General features: G+C 69.3%; 17 protein-coding genes. 12 read left to right on the top strand and 5 right to left on the bottom strand.

Annotation, left to right across the window (positions count from 1 at the left end):
• Positions 1 to 147: 147 nt before the first annotated feature.
• Positions 148 to 2,652, bottom strand: a complete 2,505-nt coding sequence (gene hrpB, locus C1926_RS10845) for an ATP-dependent helicase HrpB (RefSeq protein WP_108759197.1) — start codon at positions 2,650 to 2,652, stop codon at positions 148 to 150.
• Positions 2,653 to 2,719: 67 nt separating this feature from the next.
• On the opposite strand from hrpB, the gene C1926_RS10840 reads away from it, so the two are divergent.
• A complete protein-coding gene (locus tag C1926_RS10840) occupies positions 2,720 to 3,517 on the top strand; it encodes a TatD family hydrolase (RefSeq protein ID WP_108760677.1) in 798 nt (265 codons plus the stop codon).
• A gap of 222 nt (positions 3,518 to 3,739) precedes the next feature.
• On the opposite strand, the gene C1926_RS10835 is transcribed toward C1926_RS10840, so the two are convergent.
• The 4 genes from C1926_RS10835 to C1926_RS10820 form a co-directional block, all read right to left on the bottom strand.
• On the bottom strand, positions 3,740 to 4,648 hold the full coding sequence (locus tag C1926_RS10835) for an NAD-dependent epimerase/dehydratase family protein (protein WP_108759196.1): 909 nt from the start codon (positions 4,646 to 4,648) through the stop codon (positions 3,740 to 3,742).
• Complete coding sequence (gene panE / locus C1926_RS10830) at positions 4,648 to 5,586, bottom strand: 2-dehydropantoate 2-reductase (RefSeq protein ID WP_108759195.1); 939 nt, start codon at positions 5,584 to 5,586, stop codon at positions 4,648 to 4,650. Before panE ends, C1926_RS10835 begins: the two co-directional genes overlap by 1 nt.
• A gap of 334 nt (positions 5,587 to 5,920) precedes the next feature.
• Complete coding sequence (locus tag C1926_RS10825; RefSeq protein WP_079224171.1) at positions 5,921 to 6,730, bottom strand: ABC transporter permease; 810 nt, start codon at positions 6,728 to 6,730, stop codon at positions 5,921 to 5,923.
• On the bottom strand, positions 6,727 to 7,695 hold the full coding sequence (locus tag C1926_RS10820; RefSeq protein ID WP_079224169.1) for an ABC transporter ATP-binding protein: 969 nt from the start codon (positions 7,693 to 7,695) through the stop codon (positions 6,727 to 6,729). The genes C1926_RS10825 and C1926_RS10820 overlap by 4 nt, the downstream gene beginning before the upstream one ends.
• Positions 7,696 to 7,779: 84 nt before the next feature.
• Between C1926_RS10820 and C1926_RS10815 the strand changes: the two genes are divergently transcribed.
• The 11 genes from C1926_RS10815 (at position 7,780) to C1926_RS10765 (ending at position 20,263) form a co-directional block, all read left to right on the top strand.
• On the top strand, positions 7,780 to 8,529 hold the full coding sequence (locus tag C1926_RS10815) for a ferredoxin--NADP reductase (RefSeq protein ID WP_079224168.1): 750 nt from the start codon (positions 7,780 to 7,782) through the stop codon (positions 8,527 to 8,529).
• A 293-nt stretch (positions 8,530 to 8,822) separates the two neighbouring features.
• Positions 8,823 to 9,344, top strand: a complete 522-nt coding sequence (locus tag C1926_RS10810) for a GspH/FimT family pseudopilin (protein WP_159095175.1) — start codon at positions 8,823 to 8,825, stop codon at positions 9,342 to 9,344.
• Positions 9,341 to 9,817: a prepilin-type N-terminal cleavage/methylation domain-containing protein gene (locus C1926_RS10805; RefSeq protein ID WP_216822008.1), complete on the top strand. Its 477-nt coding sequence runs from the start codon at positions 9,341 to 9,343 to the stop codon at positions 9,815 to 9,817. The genes C1926_RS10810 and C1926_RS10805 overlap by 4 nt, the downstream gene beginning before the upstream one ends.
• Positions 9,814 to 10,794 carry a prepilin-type N-terminal cleavage/methylation domain-containing protein gene (locus tag C1926_RS10800; RefSeq protein ID WP_108759192.1) on the top strand — a complete coding sequence of 327 codons (981 nt, stop codon included), beginning with the start codon at positions 9,814 to 9,816 and terminating at the stop codon, positions 10,792 to 10,794. Before C1926_RS10805 ends, C1926_RS10800 begins: the two co-directional genes overlap by 4 nt.
• Complete coding sequence (locus tag C1926_RS10795) at positions 10,791 to 11,351, top strand: PilX N-terminal domain-containing pilus assembly protein (protein WP_108759191.1); 561 nt, start codon at positions 10,791 to 10,793, stop codon at positions 11,349 to 11,351. The genes C1926_RS10800 and C1926_RS10795 overlap by 4 nt, the downstream gene beginning before the upstream one ends.
• A 10-nt stretch (positions 11,352 to 11,361) precedes the next feature.
• Entirely contained in the window at positions 11,362 to 15,072 is a 3,711-nt protein-coding gene (locus tag C1926_RS10790; RefSeq protein WP_108759190.1) for a PilC/PilY family type IV pilus protein, read from the top strand.
• A 1-nt stretch (position 15,073) separates the two neighbouring features.
• Positions 15,074 to 15,451, top strand: a complete 378-nt coding sequence (locus C1926_RS10785) for a type IV pilin protein (RefSeq protein ID WP_159095086.1) — start codon at positions 15,074 to 15,076, stop codon at positions 15,449 to 15,451.
• A gap of 70 nt (positions 15,452 to 15,521) precedes the next feature.
• Positions 15,522 to 16,682, top strand: coding sequence for a GGDEF domain-containing protein (locus C1926_RS10780; RefSeq protein ID WP_254057253.1), 1,161 nt, complete (start codon positions 15,522 to 15,524; stop codon positions 16,680 to 16,682).
• A gap of 118 nt (positions 16,683 to 16,800) precedes the next feature.
• The gene (locus C1926_RS10775) at positions 16,801 to 18,339 is read left to right on the top strand and encodes an alpha/beta hydrolase (protein WP_108759188.1); all 1,539 of its coding nucleotides are present in this window, start codon (positions 16,801 to 16,803) and stop codon (positions 18,337 to 18,339) included.
• Positions 18,336 to 19,082, top strand: coding sequence for an ATP-binding cassette domain-containing protein (locus tag C1926_RS10770; protein WP_079224154.1), 747 nt, complete (start codon positions 18,336 to 18,338; stop codon positions 19,080 to 19,082). The genes C1926_RS10775 and C1926_RS10770 overlap by 4 nt, the downstream gene beginning before the upstream one ends.
• Entirely contained in the window at positions 19,079 to 20,263 is a 1,185-nt protein-coding gene (locus C1926_RS10765; RefSeq protein WP_079224152.1) for an ABC transporter permease, read from the top strand. Before C1926_RS10770 ends, C1926_RS10765 begins: the two co-directional genes overlap by 4 nt.
• The last annotated feature ends 30 nt before the right edge of the window (positions 20,264 to 20,293 follow it).

Raw genomic sequence — 20,293 nt, 5'->3', positions numbered from 1 at the left:
AGGGCAGTCGATGAGGTGACTCTACCCCGGCCATTCAGGATCAGGCAGGGTGGGGTCGGATCCCTTTCCCTCGGGAAAGGGCTCTGACCCCAACAGCCGCGTGCGGGGTCAGAGCCCTTTGCGTTGCAAAAGGATCCGACCCCGACCTCACGTTCCGCGCGGCTTGGCCCGGTGCGTGGCGGTCGCCGTCCACGGGTCGTCCGGCCAGGGATGGCGCGGGTAGCGGCCCTTCATCTCTTTCTTCACCTCGGCATAGGTGTTTTCCCAGAAGTTGCGCAGGTCCTGGGTGACCTGCAGCGGGCGGCCGCCGGGCGAGAGCAGGTGCAGGGTGAGCGGCACGCGGCCATCGGCGATGCGCGGGGTGTCGGCCAGGCCGAACAGCTCCTGCAGCTTCACCGCCAGCACCGGCGGCAGCGGTTCGCCGCTCTCGCTGTCCAGCGCGTAGCTGATCGGCCGCTCCAGCCCGGAGGGCACGGTGATGCGGGTCGGCGCATGGCGCTCCACCAGCTGCCGCTGCGACCACTCCAGCGGCGACTTCAGCGCTTCGCCGAAGCTGGCTTCGTCCAGCGCATCCAGCCGCGTCTTGCCGGCAAACGCCGGCTGCAGCCACTGCGCGCGCGTGGCCAGCAGGGCATCTTCGCTGCAGTCGGGCAGGCCGAGCTCGGGCATCCAGCGGCGCAGTGATTCCACCCGGGCCTGCCACTGGCGCAGGCCCTCCGTCCACGGCAGCGCGGACAGGCCCAGCTCGGCGACCGCATCGGTCAACGCCTGCGCGGCCTGCTGCGGATCGACCCGGCCGGCCGAGCGGCTGTCCAGCACGATGCGATCAAAGCGGGTTTCGCGCAGGGCCACCAGGGCGCGGCGTTCGCTGTCCCAGCGCACGGCGTCCTCGGTCACGAAGCGCTCCGGGCACGCCTTGCGCAGGCCATTCTCATCCACCGGTGCAGCGCGCAGCAGCAGCGCGTCGCGTGCCTCGAAGCGCAGTTCGCTGGCCACCAGCCAGGGTTCGCCGCGCAGATCGCTCAGTTCGTGCAGGCGCGCGCTGCGGCCATTGGCCAGCAGGTAGCGCAGCGGGTCGCTGGGGTGCTGGAAGGCGATGCGATCGGGGAAGGCGTGCGCCAGCAGGTCGCCCAGCTCATGCGCCTCGATGCTGGCCGGTGGAGTGGAATCACAGCGCAGGCGTCGGCGCCATTGCCTGGCAGCCGCATCGATGGCGGCCAGGCCGCTGCGGTTGGCATCGGACGGTGCGCCGCCATTGCGGAAGGCGGCCAGCGCACGCCAGCGTGCCGCCAGCGCATCACCCCCCAGGCGCAGCGGATCGCGTGCCTCCAGCAGCGCGGCCAGATCGGCGGCCAGCGCCTGCGCGCGTGCATCGGGTGCGGCCAGCAGCATCGCCGCCATGCGCGGGTGGGTGCCCAGCGCCAGCACGCGACGGCCCAGCGCGGTGATCGCGCCGGTGTCCGACAGCGCGCCCAGCCGCTGCAGCAGTTCGCGTGCGGCAGCCATCGGGCCGGAGGGCGGCGGGTCGAGGAAACGCAGATCGCTGCTGCCCCACGCGGCCAGTTCCAGCGCCAGCCCAGCCAGTTCCACCTGGTCGATCTCGGCGCGGCGCTGTGGCTCCAGCCGCTGCGACTGCGGCCACAGCCGCCACGCCACGCCCTCGGCCACGCGACCGGCGCGTCCAGCACGCTGGTCGGCCGACGCCTGCGCGATGGCCACCACGTCCAGACGGGTGAAGCCACTGTTGGGGTCGTAGCGCGGCTCGCGCGCCTGGCCGCTGTCGATCACCACGCGCACGCCGGGCAACGTCACCGAAGATTCGGCCACGTTGGTGGCCAGCACCACGCGGCGGCGGCCATCGCTGGCGGCCTGCAGCACGCGTGCCTGCTGTTCCACCGGCAGCTCGCCGTGCAGCGCCAGCACTTCGACACCGCCATCGAGCGATTCCTGCAGGCCCGCCTGCACCCGCGCGATCTCGCGCTGGCCGGGCAGGAACACCAGCAGGTCGCCGGGATGGTCGGCCAGGGCCTGCTGCACGGCGCGGCGCACCTGCAGTTCCAGCGCCTCATCGCGGCGTGCCGAGAAGTGGCTGATCGCCACCGGGTAACTGCGTCCTTCGCTGCTGAGGCGTGGCGCATCGAGGAAACGCGCCAGCCGCTCGCCATCCAGCGTGGCCGACATCACCACCAGGCGCAGGTCGTCGCGCAGCTGCGCCTGCACGTCCAGCGCCAGGGCCAGGCCGAGGTCGCCGCTGAGATGGCGCTCGTGGAATTCATCGAACAGGATCGCGCCGACCGTTTCCAGCATCGGGTCGTCCTGCAGCATGCGGGTCAGGATGCCCTCGGTGACGACTTCAATCCGCGTGCGCGCCGAGACCTTGTTCTCGAAGCGGATGCGGTAACCGACGGTGCCGCCCACGTCCTCGCCCAGCTGCCGCGCCATGAACAGCGCGGCACTGCGCGCGGCCACCCGGCGCGGTTCCAGCAGGATGATCTTCCGGTCCTGCAGCCACGGTGCATCGAGCAGGGCCAGTGGCACCTGGGTGGTCTTGCCGGCACCGGGCGGTGCTTCCAGCACCAGGCGCGGCTGTGCGGCCAGGTGCTGCTGGATCTGCGGCAGCAGCGGGGAAATCGGGAAGAGCGGGGCGTTCATGTGCAAAGGATAAGGGGCCATGGCCGGCGCGGGTACAATGCGCGGGCACTTTTCCCCCGCGATGACCATGCACCTGATCGATATCGGCGCCAACCTGACCCACGACTCCTTCGACCGCGACCGCGATGCCGTACTGGACCGCGCACGGCAGGCTGGCGTGGTGCAGATGGTCATCACCGGTGCCAGCCGCGAGCACTCGCCGCTGGCCCTGCAGCTGGCCCAGCAGCACCCGGGTTTCCTGTACGCCACGGCCGGCGTGCATCCGCATCACGCGGTGGAATACACCGAGGAATGCGATGCCGAAATGCGCGCGCTGCATGCGCACCCGGAAGTGGTGGCGGTAGGCGAATGCGGCCTGGATTACTTCCGTGATTTCTCGCCGCGCCCGTCCCAGCACCGCGCATTCGAGCGCCAGCTGCAGCTGGCTGCGGACACTGGCAAGCCGCTGTTCCTGCACCAGCGCGATGCGCATGCAGATTTCATGGCGCAGATGAAGAACTTCGACGGCCGCCTTGGCCCGGCGGTGGTACATTGCTTCACCGGCGAGCGCGATGAGCTGTTCGACTACCTCGACCAGGACTGGTACATCGGCATCACCGGCTGGCTGTGCGACGAGCGCCGTGGCGCGCACCTGCGCGAGCTGGTGAAGAACATCCCGCCCAACCGCCTGATGATCGAGACCGACGCGCCGTACCTGCTGCCGCGCACGCTGAAGCCGATGCCGAAGGACCGCCGCAACGAACCGATGTTCCTTTCGCACATCGTCGAGGAACTGGCCCGCGACCGTGGCGAAGACGTGGCAGTGACCGCCGCCAACGCCACCGCCGCCACGCGCACGTTCTTCCGCCTGCCCGACGCGACCTGACCCGGTAGTGCCGGCCGCTGGCCGGCAGCACGGTGGATTGCCGGCCAGCGGCCGGCACTACCCGATCAGACGCCGCGCGGTAGCGCGGGCCACGCCCGGCGAGCGAAGCGGTTGGAATCAGGCGCCGCGCGGTAGCGCCGGGCCACGCCCGGCGAGCGAAGCGGGTGGAATCAGACGCCGCGCGGTAGCGCGGGCCATGCCCGGCGAGCGAAGCGGTTGGAATCAGACGCCGCGCAGTCCAGCCAGACCATGCCCGGCCAGCGCCTCCAGCCCCTCCCGGTACGTCGCAAACTGCGGCGTCCACCCCAGTGCCTCGCGCGTGCCGCGACTGTCGATGCGCTTGTTGCTCTGGTAGAACCGCCGCAGCGTCGCACTCACTGCCGGGTCATCCCAGGCCACCGCCGGTGGCAGCGTGAAGCCGCCCAGCTTCGCGGCGTACGCCAGCACGTCCTGCGGTGGCGCCGGTTCGTCATCGGCGGGCAGATACAGTCCATCCCGCGTGGGCCGCTGTATCGCCGCGATGACCACCGCCGCCAGATCCTCCACGTGCAGCCGGTTGAACACCAGCCCGGGGCGCACCACGTGGCGGGCGCGTCCTTCAGCCAGCTGCAGCAAGGCATTGCGGCCCGGGCCGTACAGCCCCGGCAGGCGGAAGACCGCCGAGGCGATGCCGCGTTCATCGGCCAGTGCCTGCCACTGCGCCTCGGCCAGGCGACGTTGCACGCCCGCCGCTTCGCTGGCATCGGCCACGCTGCTTTCGTCGATCCAGCGACCGCCGCGGTCGGCATAGACCGCGGTCGATGACAGGTAACCGATCCAGCGCAGCGAGGGGCTTGCCCGCAGGGCGGGCAGCAGCTGGCGCAGCGCAGGGTCGCCCTGTGCATCGGGTGGCACGCTGCAGAGCACGGCCTGCGCCTGTGCGATGTCCTGCAGGAGTGAAGGCGATGGCGCGGCATCGGCGTGCAGGCGGCGCCGCCGCAGCCCATCGTCGGCCACCGCGGCCGGATCGCGCACCGTGCCGGCGACCTGCACGCCACGCGCCTGCAACCGGGCGGCCAGCACGCGGCCGCTCCAGCCCATGCCGAGGATCAGCAGCGGCGACGGCAGGGCCGCGGGCGCCACGGCGGCCATCACGCGCTGCGCTGTGCCTGGTAGGCCTGCAGGCTGCTGTAGGCGACCTGCAGCAGCAGGCCCTCCTGGTCGGCCTTGCGTGCGCGCGCCAGCATGTCGCCGACGATGTGCGCCGCTTCCACCTGCTGGCCGGCTTCCAGGTCACGCAGCATCGAGGCCTTCAGGGCGGAGCCGGCCTGGGTGAGGGTGCCGCGCGCGGTGTCCTGCGCGGCCTGCGGCACCGGTTCGCCGGCCGCTTCGGCCACGGCCAGGCATTCGTCGTACAGGCCGCGCACGATGGCTTCGCCGTCATCGGTGGCGACGATCGTGCCGATGTCCGCGCGCAGCAGGCAGGTGGCCGCGGCCAGCGCGGTCAGGAAGGTGTACTTGATCCACTGTTCCTGGCCGATCTGCGCGCTGGCCAGGTGGTCCAGGTTGGCCTGCGCGCAGGCAGCAGCGAAGGCACGCACGCGGTCGGAGATCGCACCACCGTCGCGCTCGCCGAAGGTCAGCTTGGCGGGCTTGCCCAGGTGCAGCACCGCACCATCGGGCGCCTTGGTAGCGCTGATGAAGCACAGGCCGCCGAGCACGGCCTCGCGGCCGAAGCGTGCATCGAGCGCGCCGTAGTGGTGCAGGCCGTTGAGGATGGGCAGTACGGTGGTGTGCGCCCCCATTGCCGGGGCAATCGCGTCAATCGAGCTGTCCAGGTCGTAGGCCTTGCAGCTGAGGATGACCAGGTCGAACGGCTGCTGTGCCGCAAGCGCGGGCAGGGCGTCGGCAGTGACGTGCTGCACCGGGAAGCTGGCATCGCCGACGGGGCTGCGGATGACCAGGCCATCACGGTCGAGCTGGCTGGCGCGGGTCGGGCGGACCAGGAAGGTCACGTCCACGCCGGCCTGGGCCAGGCGGCCGCCAAAGTAACCGCCGGTGCCACCGGCGCCGAGAATCAGGATGCGCATTGCACGTTCACCGTTTTCTGGGGGGAGTGTTCGACCCCCGATTGTGCCGGAGATCGCAGGCAAAAAAAGAGCCGGGCATTGGCCCGGCTCTACAGGTTTACGCCTCATCCACGCATGGCGTGGATCTACTGGCCACCGGCCAACCGTCGAAGGCGGGGTGGGTCCGGTTGAGGGGGTGTGAGCGCCATGGAAGGCGCGACCAAGCCCCCATGGATGGGTTTACGGCGTCCCCCTCAACCGGACCCACCTCGCCAACCCACGGACACCCAGCTTTTGACGTTGACGTTGCTCTGGCTTGCAGCGGGTGCAGGGCCGCAGGCCCTGCAGGCACCCCTCAGCTGCGCATGCCCACGCCACGCCGCAGCAGCCACAGCGCCAGCGCCGTCAGCACCACCACGAAGCCGAGCATCAGCGCATAGGCCACCCACACCGGCACGTCACTGCTGCCCAGCAGGCCATAGCGGAACGCATTGACCATGTAGAAGATCGGGTTGGCGTGGGTGGCCGCCTCGGCCCAGGTCGGCAGCAGCTTCACCGAATAGAACACGCCGCCCAGGTAGGTCAGCGGGGTCAGGATGAAGGTCGGCACGATCGCCACGTCATCGAACTTCTTGGCGTACACCGCATTGATGAAGCCGGCCAGCGAGAAGATCGTCGCGCCCAGGATCACCGTGGTCAGCGTCACCAGCGGGTGCGGGATGCGCACCGGGGTGAAGAACATGGCGATGATCAGCACGATCACGCCCACCATCAGGCCGCGCAGCACCGCACCGGCCACGTAGCCCCACAGGATCACCCAGTTCGGCATCGGGCTGACCAGCAGCTCTTCCACGTGGCGGCCGAACTTGGCGCCGAAGAACGAGGAGCTGATGTTGCCGTAGCTGTTCTGGATCACGCTCATCATCACCAGGCCCGGCACGATGAACTGCATGTAGCTGTAGCCGCCCATGTCACCCACGCGCGAGCCGATCAGGCCGCCGAAGATGAGGAAGTACAGGGTCATGGTGATCGCCGGCGGCACCAGGGTCTGGCCCCAGATGCGCAGGATGCGCGCCACTTCGCGGCGCACGATGGTCATCAGGGCGATGCGGTTGCGCTGGCCATCGGTGATCGGTGCCGCGGGCGTGTTCGGGGTGCCGCTCATGCGGTTTTCTCCTGGTTGCCGGTGAGGCGCACGAACAGTTCCTCCAGGCGGTTGCTCTTGGTACGCATCGAACGCACGCGGATGCCGGCCTCGTTCAGCGTGGCGAACACGCGGTTGAGGTCCATCGCGCGCGGCATGTCGATGTCCAGGGTGTGCGCGTCCGGCGCAGTGAGGGTGGCGCCCTCGATCACCGGCAGCTGCGCGGGCAGTTCACCGTCGATGTCCAGCAGGAAGCCTTCCACGTCCAGCTTGGCCAGCAGGGTGCGCATCGGCCCCTGCTCGACGATCTGGCCATGGTTGATGATGGCCAGGTGGCGGCACAGGTACTCGGCTTCTTCCAGGTAGTGGGTGGTGAGGATGATCGTGGTGCCGGCGGCATTGATCTCCTTCAGCACCCGCCACATGTCGCGGCGGATCTCGATGTCCACGCCGGCGGTCGGCTCGTCGAGGATCAGCAGGCGCGGGCGGGTCATCATCGCGCGGGCGATCATCAGGCGGCGCTTCATGCCACCGGACAGGGTGCGGCTCATCACCTGCGCCTTTTCCCACAGGTGCGCACGCTTGAGTTCCTCTTCGGCGCGCTGCTCCGCTTCCTCGCGGGCCACGCCGTAGAAACCGGCGTAGTTGACCAGGATGTCGAAGGGCTTCTCGAACAGGTTGAAGTTGATTTCCTGCGGCACCAGGCCGATCAGGCGCATGGTGGCGCTGCGGTTGCGCACCAGGTCGCTGCCGAACACTTCCACCTGGCCCTCGCTGAGGTTGACCAGGGAGCTGATGATGCCGATCAGGGTGGACTTGCCGGCGCCGTTGGGGCCGAGCAGGGCGAAGAAATCGCCCGGGGCGACCTCCAGGGAAACCCCTTTCAGGGCCTGGGTGCCGTTGTCGTAGGTCTTGCGCAGGTCGCGCACGCGCAGGGCGGGCGCCGTATCGTTCAGGGAAGCCAAGCTCGAAGCCTTCGCGCCCATGGGCTGGCGCTGGAGAGGGGCGGGGAGGGGCTATTATAGAAGACCCCGAGGGCTTGCCCCGGCTACACACTGTCCCGAAAAGTCGTGCCTGTCCAATTCCCCATCAAGCTGGTCGGCCGCCGCATGCTGGCGCCCACCGTCGGCCACTACCAGTTCGTGCGTGATGACGGCCAGCCGCTGGATTTCCAGCCCGGCCAGTTCATCCAGGTCCATTTCAGCTACGCCGATGGCACCGAAACCAAGCGCAGCTACTCGCTGGCGACCATCCACGACCACGCGCTGGGCCCGGGCGAGGCGGTGGACATCGCCGTCAGCTTCGTGCCCGGCGGCGCCGCTACGGCACTGTTCGAGGCGCTGGACCTCGGTGGCCAGGTCAGTGCGTCCGGCCCCTACGGCCGCTTCTGCCTGAACCCCGGCGACCACAATGCCCGCTACCTGCTGATCGCCACCGGCACCGGCGTCACCCCGTACCGGTCGATGCTGCCGCTGCTGGAAACGGCCATGGCCGAGCGCGGCGTGCAGGTCGTCCTGCTGCAGGGCGCGCGCAGCCCGGGTGAGCTGCTGTACAGCGAAGATTTCTACAGCTTCGCCGAAAAGCACCCGAACTTCCGCTATGTGCCGTGCCTGTCGCGCGAACTGCCGGCCGATCCGCACCCGGACGTGCAGCACGGCTACGTGCAGCAGGCCCTGGCCGGCTTCGCCCCGGACCCGGCCACCGACATCGCCTACCTGTGCGGCAACCCCGACATGGTCGATGCCTGCGCCGAAGCGCTGAAGGATGCCGGGCTGGGCAACCCGCAGATCCGCCGCGAGAAGTACGTCAGCAGCAAGTAATGCCGGCGCGCGGGCCCTGCATCAGGGCCCGGACAGGGACGCCGCCCCGTCCTGTCGCTTTCGGCCATACGGCTGACCGTGTGCGCATGGCCCGTACGCGGTGGCCCGCTTTTTCACCGGCCCGGCAGCGAAGCGGTGACGTGCCCGGATGCGCCCAGCCGCAGGCGTATGCGGCTGGTTGAGCCCGCTGCAGCGCGTTGGGCCCGCTGCAGAATACAAATCGTGGAATAGCGCTGCAGGGGCCGGCGTGCCCAAGGTGGATGCAACTTCCCACCGTCCTCCACGTGGCAGCCATGCCCTCGACCCCATTGCGCCGCGCCCTCGCACCGGGCTTCACCCTGCTGGAACTGCTGGTCACCCTGGCGGTGCTGGGCATCCTGGCAGCGGTTGCGCTGCCCGCGCAGTCCAGAGTGATCGCGCGCAACCAGGTGACCGCCGCCGCCAACGATCTGTTCGTCGCGATGCAGTATGCGCGGCAGGAATCGGTACGCCGCAACGGCCCTGTCCAGGTCTGCGGGTCGGTGGGCGGCCTGGACTGCGATGGTGGCCACTGGCAGCAGTGGATCGTCCGCAGCAGTGCCGGGGAAATCCTGCGCCGGGGCCACATTCCCCCCGCGGTGTCCGTGCAGACGATGGGCCTGTTTGCCTCCGGCATCCAGTTCCGGGCGGACGGCAGGTTCCATCAGGCGGGCAGCCGGCTGCAGGACGGCACGCTGACGGTGTGCAGCGAGCGCGCCCAGCGAAGGCAGGCGCTGGAAGCCCTGGGTGGGGTGCAGCTGCGCCTGCCGCCCAGCACGGTGGGGGAATGCCGATGAAGCGCCGGGTGTCCGGTGCGGCGCGGCCGCGAGGCAGGCAGGCGGGCTCCAGCCTGATCGAGGTGCTGGTGGCGGTGCTGCTGCTGGCTGTCGGCGGGTTGGCCGCCGCCATGGCGCATGCCAGTGCGTTGCGCCGCACGCAGGGCTCGTTGAACGCCACCCTCGCCGTACAGGCCAGTGCCAGCCTGGCCGACGCCATGCGCGCCAATCGCGTGGCGATGATCGAGGGCCGTTACAGCACTGCCGGCGACCGATGCGTTGGCGATGCTCCACCCACGGGTGATCTCGCCCAGCAGGATCTCGGACGCTGGATGGCGGCACTGGCGGCGGGCATGGGGGCCCAGGCCGGTGCCTGCGGCAGCGTCGCCTGCAAGGAGGGTGTGTGCCAGGTGGTGGTGCACTGGGATGACAGCCGCGCTGCGGGCGGGGAAGGCCCGCAGCGTTCGCGCCTGGTGCTCGGGGTCGCGCCATGAACGCACGTCATGCGCGTGGCCTGACCCTGGTCGAGCTGCTGGTGGCCATGATCCTGGGCCTGCTGGTGCTGGGGGCCTGCCTGCACTTCTACCTCGGCTCGCTGCGGGGCACGCAGGACACCCTGGGCGTCGCCCGCGTGCAGGAGGCCGGCCGCCTGGCCATGGCGCTGATCGGCCATGACATCCGTGGCGCTGGAGACCGGCTCTGCGACCAGCGCCACGCCGTGCACAGCCTGCTTGCCGACCGCCAGCGGCCGTTCTGGATGAGCTTCGATGAGCCACTGGTCGGCCTGGCGGCTGCCGCAGGCGCCGGCCTGGTCGATCCGGTGCTCGGCACGGGCACGGCGCTGGGGGAGCGCCTGCCCGGGATGCCGGCACTGCAGGTGTGGACGGTGACGCCGCTGGCCCTGGGCGTGCGCGAGCACCAGGCCTCCGACGCGCCCGTGGCCGTCACCGGCAAGGACCTGCCCGACCTCGGTTCACCGCTGCTGCTCTGTGACTTCAGCCGCACCGTGCTGATGCGGGTAACGGCCACCGGTGCGGCCATCGGGCACGCGGCGCCGGCAAACTGCGTGGGCTACTTTGCGACCGGCGACGCATGCCCGACCGGAACGCCACCGCGCGCCTCGCTCCACCGGTTCGGCGCGGACACGGCCTTCGGGCTGCCGCAGCAGGTGCGCTGGTTCGTGGGCAATGATGACCAGGGCGTGGCCTCGCTGTACCGCCAGCAGCTGGTCGATGGCGCCGTGGTCGGCGGTGGCGTTGTCGCCAGTGGTGTCACCGGGTTCTCGCTGCGCTATCTGCTCGCCGGACAGGCCGACTATCTGCCCGGCGAGAAGATCCCCGCCTCCCAGTGGGGCCAGGTGCGCGCGGTCGATGTGCAGCTGCAGCTGGAAACCTCCACTGGCCCCGCCACGGAAGCGCGCATCGTGCGCCGCTTCCAGCAGACCTTCACCCTGCGGAACCGGCTGCCATGAACAGGCGACCCCTCACGCGGCAGCGCGGCATTGCCCTCTTCGCGGTGCTGGTCATCCTGCTGCTGGTGTCGCTGCTGCTGGTGGTGAGCCTGCGCACCAGCCTGCTGCAGGAACGCATGACCTCCGGTGTCCGTGACCGCGCGATGGCCGTACAGAATGCAGAGCATGCGCTGAAGGAGGCCGAGCGGGCCGTGGCCGCCGCCCTCGCAGAAGGCGTGCCGCCGGGGCGTGACTGCTCGCCGCAGGCCAGTGCAGCCGATCCGCTCTGCCTGCCGCATCCGGCGCTGAGTGGGGTGGCGGCGCCCGCGCGGGAATGGATCGAAGCGGCAGACCTGCAGACCGACGGGCTCGGTGCCGGCCCACCCGCGTTCACCGTGCAGTACCTGGGGCGGCGCGAGACCCAGGTCGAAATGGGCCTGGAAGACGAGCCGAACTACGGCCAGGACCCAGGCCGTGTCGAAGCTGAGTTCTATCGCGTCGTTGCACGCGGCTCTGATCCGCTGGCCGCACCGCACCGCTCGCAGGTCCTGCTGCAGGCCACCATCGTTCGTGAGTGAGGTTCCATAGATGGGTATGTCACCGTTGTTCTCCCCGCGTGCCGTGTCGCTGGGGCTGTGTGCAGGCCTGGCTGGCGCGATGGGGGCGCCGCCCGCCGGTGCGCAGGTCGCGCAGGCGCCCCTGTCATCGGAGATCAAGGTGCCGGGCAACCTGGTGCTGGTCGCCTCGGTCGAATTCCCCACGCTCATCAGTGCCGCCAATTTCGAAGCCTACCGCCGCGCGGCGTCCTACGACGGCTACTTCGATTCCAACAAGTGCTACCGCTACGTATATGCCGCCAATGAAGCCGATCGCCACTTCGCGCCCGTGTCGCTGCGCGGTGGTGGCATCTGCGCCGGGCAGCACTGGGATGGCCACTATCTGAACTGGGCCACCACGCAGACCATCGATCCGTTCCGCAAGGCGCTCACCGGTGGCTACCGCGTGCGCGACCTGCCGGGGGAAACCTGGCTGGAAAAGGCCGATTTCAGCATGAGCGGCGGTCACGGTTTCTTTCCGACCACGCGCATTCCCGCCGGCAACGCAGGTGATCCAGGTCTGGTCCACGGTGCCACGCCAGCGCACTGGCCGAGCTTGCGCACCCGGGTCGATGGCCTCGGGGCCCGGCTGTACTTCACCTCGACGGGAGACATCGAAGCGGCGAGCACGGCCATTCCCTACGATCCGTCCAACCCCGCGCATCGGCTCCAGCCCTCTGCCAACGGCGCACCGGGCGACGAAGCGGAGATCTACGAGCTCAGCGTGCGGGTCAAGGTCTGCGTGCCCAGCGTCGGGCTGGAAGCCAACTGCGTGGCCTACGCCAGCGGTGCCAAGCCGGAAGGACTGCTGCAGCGCTACAGCGGCGAGCTGCGCTATTCGGTGCTGAGCTACATCAACAATGGCGGTTCCAATCCCTACGGCGGCAGCGAGCCGGCACCGGATGGCGGCGTGCTGCGCGCCCGGCAGAAATTCATCGGTCCGTTGCAGCCCGATCCGATCAAGCCGGCGATCATCAACCCCCATGCGGAATGGGATGCGAAAACCGGCGTGCAGCTTCGAAACCCGGACCCGGCCGATGCAGCGGCAACCGGCGCAGGCGTGGCCGACAGCGGCGTCATCAACTACATCAACCGCTTCGGGCAGATGAACACCGGCCGCCCGCCCAAGATGTACGACAACGTCAGCGAGCTGTACTACGCCGCCACGCGCTATGTGCGCGGCATTGGCAATGTCGCCGAATTCAGCGCCCTGCACAGTGACCCGCAGACCCGCTACCGCCAGGCCGATGGCTTTCCCGTGATCCAGCAGTGGGATGATCCGATGACGTATGCCTGCCAGGGCAACACCCTGCTCGGTATCGGCGATACCAACACCTGGTTCGACAAGAATCTGCCCGGCCCGACGCCAGGCAATGGCGAAGGATGGTCCAAGCCCGCCGCGGTCGCCGGTGATACCTCCTACGATGTCGTCCGGGCGATGACCCAGGTGTGGCGGATGGAGGGGTTCTCATCGGCAGATGCCGAGTCGCTTGCAAAGGCGCCGCAGTACAACGGGCAGTTCGGCTCCTTCAATTCCGCCTACATCGCCGCGCTGGCGTACCTGGCCAACACCACCGACCTGCGGCCCGACGCAGCGCCCAACGGGCTTCCCGGCCTGCAGACGATGCGCACCTACTGGGTGGATGTGCTCGACCAGCGCGACTACAAGATCAACCGCAACCAGTATGTCCTTGCCACCAAGTACGGCGGCTTCCACGTGCCCGAAGGCTTCGACCCGTTCAATCCCGCTGCGCCACCGCTGGCCGACGCGTGGTGGTGGAACGGCAGGGATCTGGTCAACGGTGATGCCCGCGAGCGGCGGCCGCGCACGTTCTTTGCCGCAGCGGATGCGGTGCGCATGGTCACCAGCCTGGAAGAAGCCTTCGGCATGATCACCCAGCCCAAGCCGGGCTCGGGTTCGGCGCTGGCCAGCAATGGCGGTGCGCTTGATGCCGAGGGCCGCGTGTTCTCCGCGTCCTACCGCACCGGCAGCTGGAGCGGGGATCTGCTGGCCCATGCCATCGACCCCGCTACCGGGGTGCCGTCGGCAGGTGCGCCCGCGTGGAGCGCGGCGGCGCAGCTGGATGCCCGCGATTGGCGTTCGCGCGCGCTGTACACCAGCCGCGGCGGCCGCATGCTGCCGCTGCAGTGGTCCGCGCTGGAACAGAGTGCGAAGACCACGCTGGGCAGCCCGGAGGTGCTGGACTACCTGGCCGGTGACCGGGCCCATGAGGGCACGTCCGGGCTGCGGCTGCGTGCCAGTGCGCTGGGCGACATCGTCAATTCATCGCCGGTCCATGCCGGCGCGCCCAACCCGCGGCTGCATGCGCAACGGCGCTTCCAGGGGGCCGACCGCTATGGCGCATTTGCGGAGGCGCACGCCTCACGTCGCGCCATGATCTATGTGGGCGCCAACGACGGCATGCTGCATGGGTTCGATGCAGCCAACGGTGTCGAGCGGTTTGGCTTCATGCCGGCGGCCGCCATCAACGCCCATCTGCGGGATTACACCCGCGAAGGCTACGAACACCACTACAGCGTCGATGGCGAGCTGACCGTGGCGGACGCCTACCTCGGTGGTGCCTGGCGGACCGTGCTGGTGGGCACGCTGGGGCGCGGCGGTGCCGGCATCTTTGCGTTGGACGTCACCGATCCTGAGCGTCCCGACCTGCTGTGGGAACGCAGCGCCGCCGATGCTCCCGGCCTGGGCCGGGTACTGGGCAAGCCGATGGTGGCCCAGGTCGCCGATGGCGATTGGCGCGTGCTGCTGGGCAATGGCGTGGATGCCAAGGATGGCAGTTCACGCCTGCTCAGCATCGGCCTGGCCACGGGCGAACTGAAGAGCGTGCTGCTGGACGCGCGCGGCGGTGGCGCTGCCGCCGTGCGCCCGTGGGACGCCGACCGCGATGGTTTTGCTGAAACGGCGTATGTGGGCGACCGCCAGGGCGGCGTCCATCGGGTGGACCTCGTGGCCGGGCGCAGCACACGGCTGTTCAGCGCGGCAGCGGGGGCGGTGCCGCAACCGATCACGGCGGCGCCACTGGTCGCGCGCAATCCGGACACCGCCGAAACCTGGGTGTTTGTCGGCACCGGTGCGCTGCTGGAAGTGGCCGACCTGGGCAGGCAGGCCGTGCAGTCGTGGTACGGCCTGCGCGACCGGGGGCAGGTGATCGCCGGGCGCAGTGGCCTGGCCACGGTGCGCATCACCGCCGAAACCGGCAACGGTCGCGTGGTCGACGCACTGGATGCGCCGGGCAAGGACGGATGGGTGATGGACCTGGTCTCGCCGGGCATCGGCGCCCGTGGCGAACGCATGGTGCTGCCGGGACAGTTCCGTGGCCGGGTGCTGCTGGGTACCACGCGCATCCCCGACGCCAGCAACCCGTGCAATCCCACCGGATCGGGCTACTACATGGCTTTGGACCCGTTCACCGGTGGCCGGCTGGGCGGCAGCTTCTTCGACATGGACGGCAACGGTACCGTCGGCAACGCTGGCGATCTGTTCGACGAAAACGGCCAGCCTGCACCCTCGTCCGGCTTCCTGGTCGAGCAGGGCCCCAACGCACCCGGCTTCCTGGGCGATTGGCTGGGTGGCGTGGGCGAGGATGGCAGCATGCATGGGGTGGTCACCCATCCCATCGGCAACCGCGTACGCCGGGTGAGCTGGCGCGAACTGCGGCTGCTTGATGGCGGGAGTCCGTGACATGGGCAGCCCGTCGATGAAGGGATTCACCCTGATGGAAGTCATCATTGCCTGCGCGATCATCGCCATTCTCAGCGCGATCGCCGTGCCCTCCTACCGCCAGCACGTGGTCAAGACCCACCGCGTGCAGGCCCAGACCTGCATTGCCAGCCAGGCCAGCGTGCTCGAACGGCACTACACGCGCGTGCTGGACTACCAGGGCGCCCCACAGGCGCAATGCGCCGCAGAGCTCACGGCCTACCAGCTGCGGGTGAATGTGGCCGCCAGCGGGTACACCGTGACAGCCGAGCCGCTGACCGAACAGGCCGACCACGCCTGCGGCACGCTGAGCATGGACCACACGGGCCTGCGCCTGCCGGTGGATCGCGCCTGCTGGTAGCGCGCCGCTGTCATGGCGCACTGGCTGGAACGCGCTAGGATGCGGGCATCACCTGGCACGCACGGACCGCATGTCCCTGGACCTTCCCACCATCGGCGTACTTGGCCTGCTGCTGTGCATCGGCATCGCCACGGGCTTCTCGCTGCTGCTGGTGGTGCTGCGTGGTCAGCCGGTGCTGCGCCTGTGGACGGCCAGCCTCTGGCTGCTCACCCTGGGCGTGATCCTGATGGGGCTGCGCCCCTGGTTGCCGCAGGTACCGGCCATCCTCGGTGGCAATGCGGCCATGGCGGCCTCAAGCGTGCTGATGCTGCGCGGCATGGCCCTGCACCTGGGCCAGCCGATGCCGTTGTGGCGCGCGCTGGGCCTGGCCGCCGCGTTCATGGCCGGCATCTTCCTGTTCCTGGTGCCATGGCCCAGCCTGGACGTGCGCCTGCACGTGTTCAGCGTGTTCGCGATCGTCATCAATGGCTGGATCGCCGCGCTGCTGCTGCGCCACGCGCCACCGGCGCAGCGCATCAGCTGCCGCCTGGCCGCCGCCGTGTTCCTGGCCGAAGTGCTGGTCTACATCGTGCGCCTGTTCCTGCCGCCCGATGCCGACGCGGGCGGAGACATCATGCGGGCGGGCTCGCCGATGTTCCTGACCTACCTGGCCGGGGTGATGCTGGAACTGGCGCGTTGCTTCGCGCTGGTCCTGCTGCTGCTGGAGCGCCTGCTGGTGGATCTGCGCCGCGCCGCCCGCACCGATGGCCTCACCGGCCTGCTCAACCGCAGCGCGGTGCTGGCCGATGGGTCCGACCAGCTGCAGCAGGTGCGTCGCCTGCAGCGTCCTTTGGCAGTGCTGCTGCTGGACGTGGATCACTTCAAGGCCATCAATGACCGCTGGGGGCATCTGGCCGGTGACCAGGTGCTGCAGCATTTCACCGGCGTGCTGGAGCACTGCGCGCGCGGCCACGTGCACCTGCTCAGCCGCTATGGCGGCGAGGAATTCCTGCTGCTGCTGCCTGGCAGCGCCGGCGAAGCGGAGCGCCTGGCCACGGTCATCCGTCATGCACTGCAGCAACGGCCAGCGCCGCTCGGTACCGGTCCGGTGGCGGTCACCGCCAGCATCGGCCTGGCCATGGATGACGGCCACACCGACCTGGCCGGCCTGATCGCCCGCGCCGACAGCGCGCTGTACCGGGCAAAAGCCGAAGGCCGCGACCGGCTGGTGGCGGCGGCTGTAATGGCCTAGCGCGGTTGCCCATCGCCGCCAGCGCCGGGGCCGTGTAAGTTTGTTCGCAGAGTTGGTCACATCTGCCACGGCGCCGCGTCGTGGTTGACAGGAACGTCCTCCAGGGGAATCAAGCACGATGCAAAAACACCCTTTCCGACTGGCCAGGCGATCGGCCGGCCTGCTGTTTGCCGGCGCGATGCTTGCCGGCTGCAGTGCAACGGCCCCCGGTGCCGCCGACGGCAATGACACCCCGAGCCAGCGCTACGGGGCGATCGAGTTCCGTCCGTGCACGCTGACCACGGTCGGCGCCAGCGCGAACGTCGAAGCCCAGTGCGGCACCCTGCAGGTGCCCGAAGACCGCGCCCACCCCGAGGGCCGCAAGATCGACCTGCGCATTGCCTGGCTGGAATCCGATAACAGCGGCAATGGCCAGCCCGATCCGGTGTTCTTCCTCGCCGGTGGCCCCGGGCAGGCGGCCAGCGAAGTGGCGGTCATCGTCGATACGGCCCTGCGTCAGGTGCGCAAGCAGCGCGACGTATTCCTGATCGACCAGCGTGGCACCGGCGGTTCCAACCCGCTCAGTTGCCTGGGCGCGGATGGCAAGCCGCTGAAGATGGACGAAGATGCAGCGCCGACCAAAGCGCTGATGCGCGATTACGCGCAGCAGTGTGCGGCATCGCTGCAGGGGCGCGCCGATGCACGCTTCTACACCACCGCCGAGGCCATCGCCGATCTGGACGCGGTGCGCCAGGCGCTGGGCGCGGACAAGCTCAATCTGGTCGGTGGCTCCTACGGCACGCGCGTCGCCCAGCGTTACGCCATTGCCTACCCGCAGCACACCCGCAGCCTGGTCATCGACGGCGTCGTGCCCAACGACCTGGTGGTCGGCGGCGAGTTCGCCAACACCTTCGACAACGCCATCACCCTGCAGTCGGCGCAGTGCCGCAAGGACGCCGCCTGCAGCAAGCGCTTCCCGGTCGATACCCGCGAACAGCTGCGCGCAGTGGCCGCGACCCTGCGCAGCTCCCCGGTCACCGTCGATTACCGCGACCCCGGCACCAACGCACCGCGCCAGGACGTGCTGAGCCCGGACAGCGTGGTCGGCCTGGCCTTCGCGTTCTCCTACGTGCCCGAGTACTCCTCGCTGCTGCCGCTGGTGCTGGATGAGGCCGCGCAGGGCCGCTATGCGCCGTTGGCCTCGCTCGCCCGCGGTGCCACCCGCAGCATGGATTTCCAGATCAACCGTGGCATGCAGTGGTCGGTCATCTGCAGCGAGGATGCGCCGCGCTACCAGGCGCCGCCGGAAAGCGACGAGGCCCTGTTCGGCCCGGAAGCGGCGCGCGCGTTCTTCGCCGCCTGCCCGGTGTGGCCGCACCAGCCGGCCGCTGCCACGCTCACCACGCCGCTGAAGAGCGACCTGCCGGTGCTGCTGCTGTCCGGCGAGCTGGATCCGGTTACCCCGCCGCGCTACGCCGAACAGGTGCTCAAGGGCCTGCCCAACGGTCGCGCGCTGGTCGCACGCGGCCAGGGCCACGGCACCCTCACTGCCGGCTGCATGCCGCGCCTGCTGGGCCAGTTCATTGATACCCAGGATGCCAAGGCGCTCGATGCCCGCTGCCTGGACACGCTGAGCCACGTGCCGGCGTTCACCTCGTTCAACGGATGGACCCCATGATCGTCGCCGACAACCTGCACAAGGCCTTCGACACCCGCACCGGTCGCGTCCAGGCGGTGGCCAACGTTGGCTTCCAGGCCGCCGATGGCCGCATCACCGGCCTGCTCGGCCCCAACGGCGCCGGCAAGACCACCACCATGCGCATGCTGTACACCCTGATGACGCCCGACCAGGGCAGCATCACCGTCGATGGCATCGATGCCGCGCGTGATCCGGTAGAGGTGCGCCGCCACCTGGGCGTGCTGCCTGACGCGCGGGGCGTGTACAAGCGCCTGACCGCGCGCGAGAACATCACCTACTTCGGCGAACTGCACGGCCTGTCGGCGCAGCGCATCCGCGAGCGCATCGAAGTGCTCTCGCACGCCCTGGACATGGCCGACATCCTCGACCGCCAGACCGATGGCTTCTCGCAGGGCCAGCGCACCAAGACCGCCATCGCCCGCGCGCTGGTGCACGACCCGCGCAACGTCATCCTCGATGAACCCACCAACGGCCTGGACGTGATGACCACCCGCGCGCTGCGCCGGTTCCTGCTGGGCCTGCGCGAGGAAGGGCGCTGCGTGATCCTGTCCAGCCACATCATGCAGGAGGTGGGCGCGCTCTGTGACCACATCGTCATCATCGCCAAGGGCACCGTGATGGCCGCGGGCAGTGCCGATGAACTGCGCGCGCAGGCCGGCGAAACCAACCTGGAAGACGCGTTCGTGAAACTGATCGGCAGCGAAGAGGGCCTGCACGCATGAGCATGATGTCGACCCTGATGACGGTGATGCGCAAGGAACTGCGCGATCTCTCGCGCGACCGCCGCACCCTGGCGCTGACCCTGCTGTTCGGCCCGCTGCTGTACCCGCTGCTGATCCTGGGCATGGGCAAGCTGTCGGAAAGCCGCTTCCGCACCCAGATCGAACAGCCGCTGGACATTCCCACCATCGGCGCCGAGCACGCCCCGAACCTGGTCCGCTTCCTCGGCGCGCAGGGCCTGAACGCGACCGCGGCACCGAAGGATCTCGCCGAAGCGATCCGCGCCCAGGACATTGACGTGGCACTGCGCATCAGCGCGGATTTCGGCAAGGACTGGGCCGATGGCAAGCCGGCGCTGGTGGAGGTGATCCGTGACAGCACGCGCCGTGCTGCCGAGGTGCCCACGGCACGCCTGCAGGCGGCGCTGTCCACCTACAACGGGCAGGTGGGAGCCCTGCGCCTGATGGCCCGCGGCGTCGATGCGCAGGTTGCGCGGCCACTGGATGTGGCCACGCAGGACATGGCCAGCACCGAAGCCAAGCGCGGCATGATGCTGTCGATGCTGCTGCCGGTGTTGCTGACCCTGACCTCGTTCATCGGCGGCGCCTATCTGGTGATGGACACCACCGCCGGCGAGCGCGAGCGGCAATCGCTGGAGCCGTTGCTGGCCACTCCCGGCTCGCGCAGCGCGATCGTCAGCGGCAAGATCGGCGCGGCCTGCGTGGTCGGGTTCGTATCGCTGCTGCTGACACTGGTCGCGTTCAAGGTCAGTGCCCAGTTCGCCTCCGGCAACGTCAGCCGCCAGCTCAACATGAACATCCTCTCGATGGTGCAGATGCTGCTGGTGATGCTGCCGATGCTGCTGATCGGCACCTCGCTGCTGACCTACCTGTCGGCCGCGGCCAAGAGCATGAAGGAAGCCCAGAGCCACATGACCTGGCTGGTGCTGCTGCCGATGCTGCCGGGCTATGCGCTGATGGCCTACCCGGTGAAGAGCCAGCTGTGGCAGTACGCCGTGCCGTTCCTGTCGCAGAACCAGATGCTGCTCAAGGTGATCCGCCATGAAGTGATCACCCCGACCATCTGGGCGGTCTACCTGGGCGCCAGCCTCGGCCTGGCCGCGATCCTGTGGTTTGCCGCGGTGCGCCGTTACCACCAGGAGCGCCTAGCCATTTCCGGCTGATCGCAACCGGTAGCGCCGGGCCATGCCCGG

Origin of the sequence: Stenotrophomonas sp. ZAC14A_NAIMI4_1 (genome assembly GCF_003086915.1) — a bacterium.
Taxonomy (GTDB): domain Bacteria; phylum Pseudomonadota; class Gammaproteobacteria; order Xanthomonadales; family Xanthomonadaceae; genus Stenotrophomonas.
Note: the sequence above shows the minus strand (reverse complement) of the source record. Positions and strands in the feature narration are given on the sequence as shown.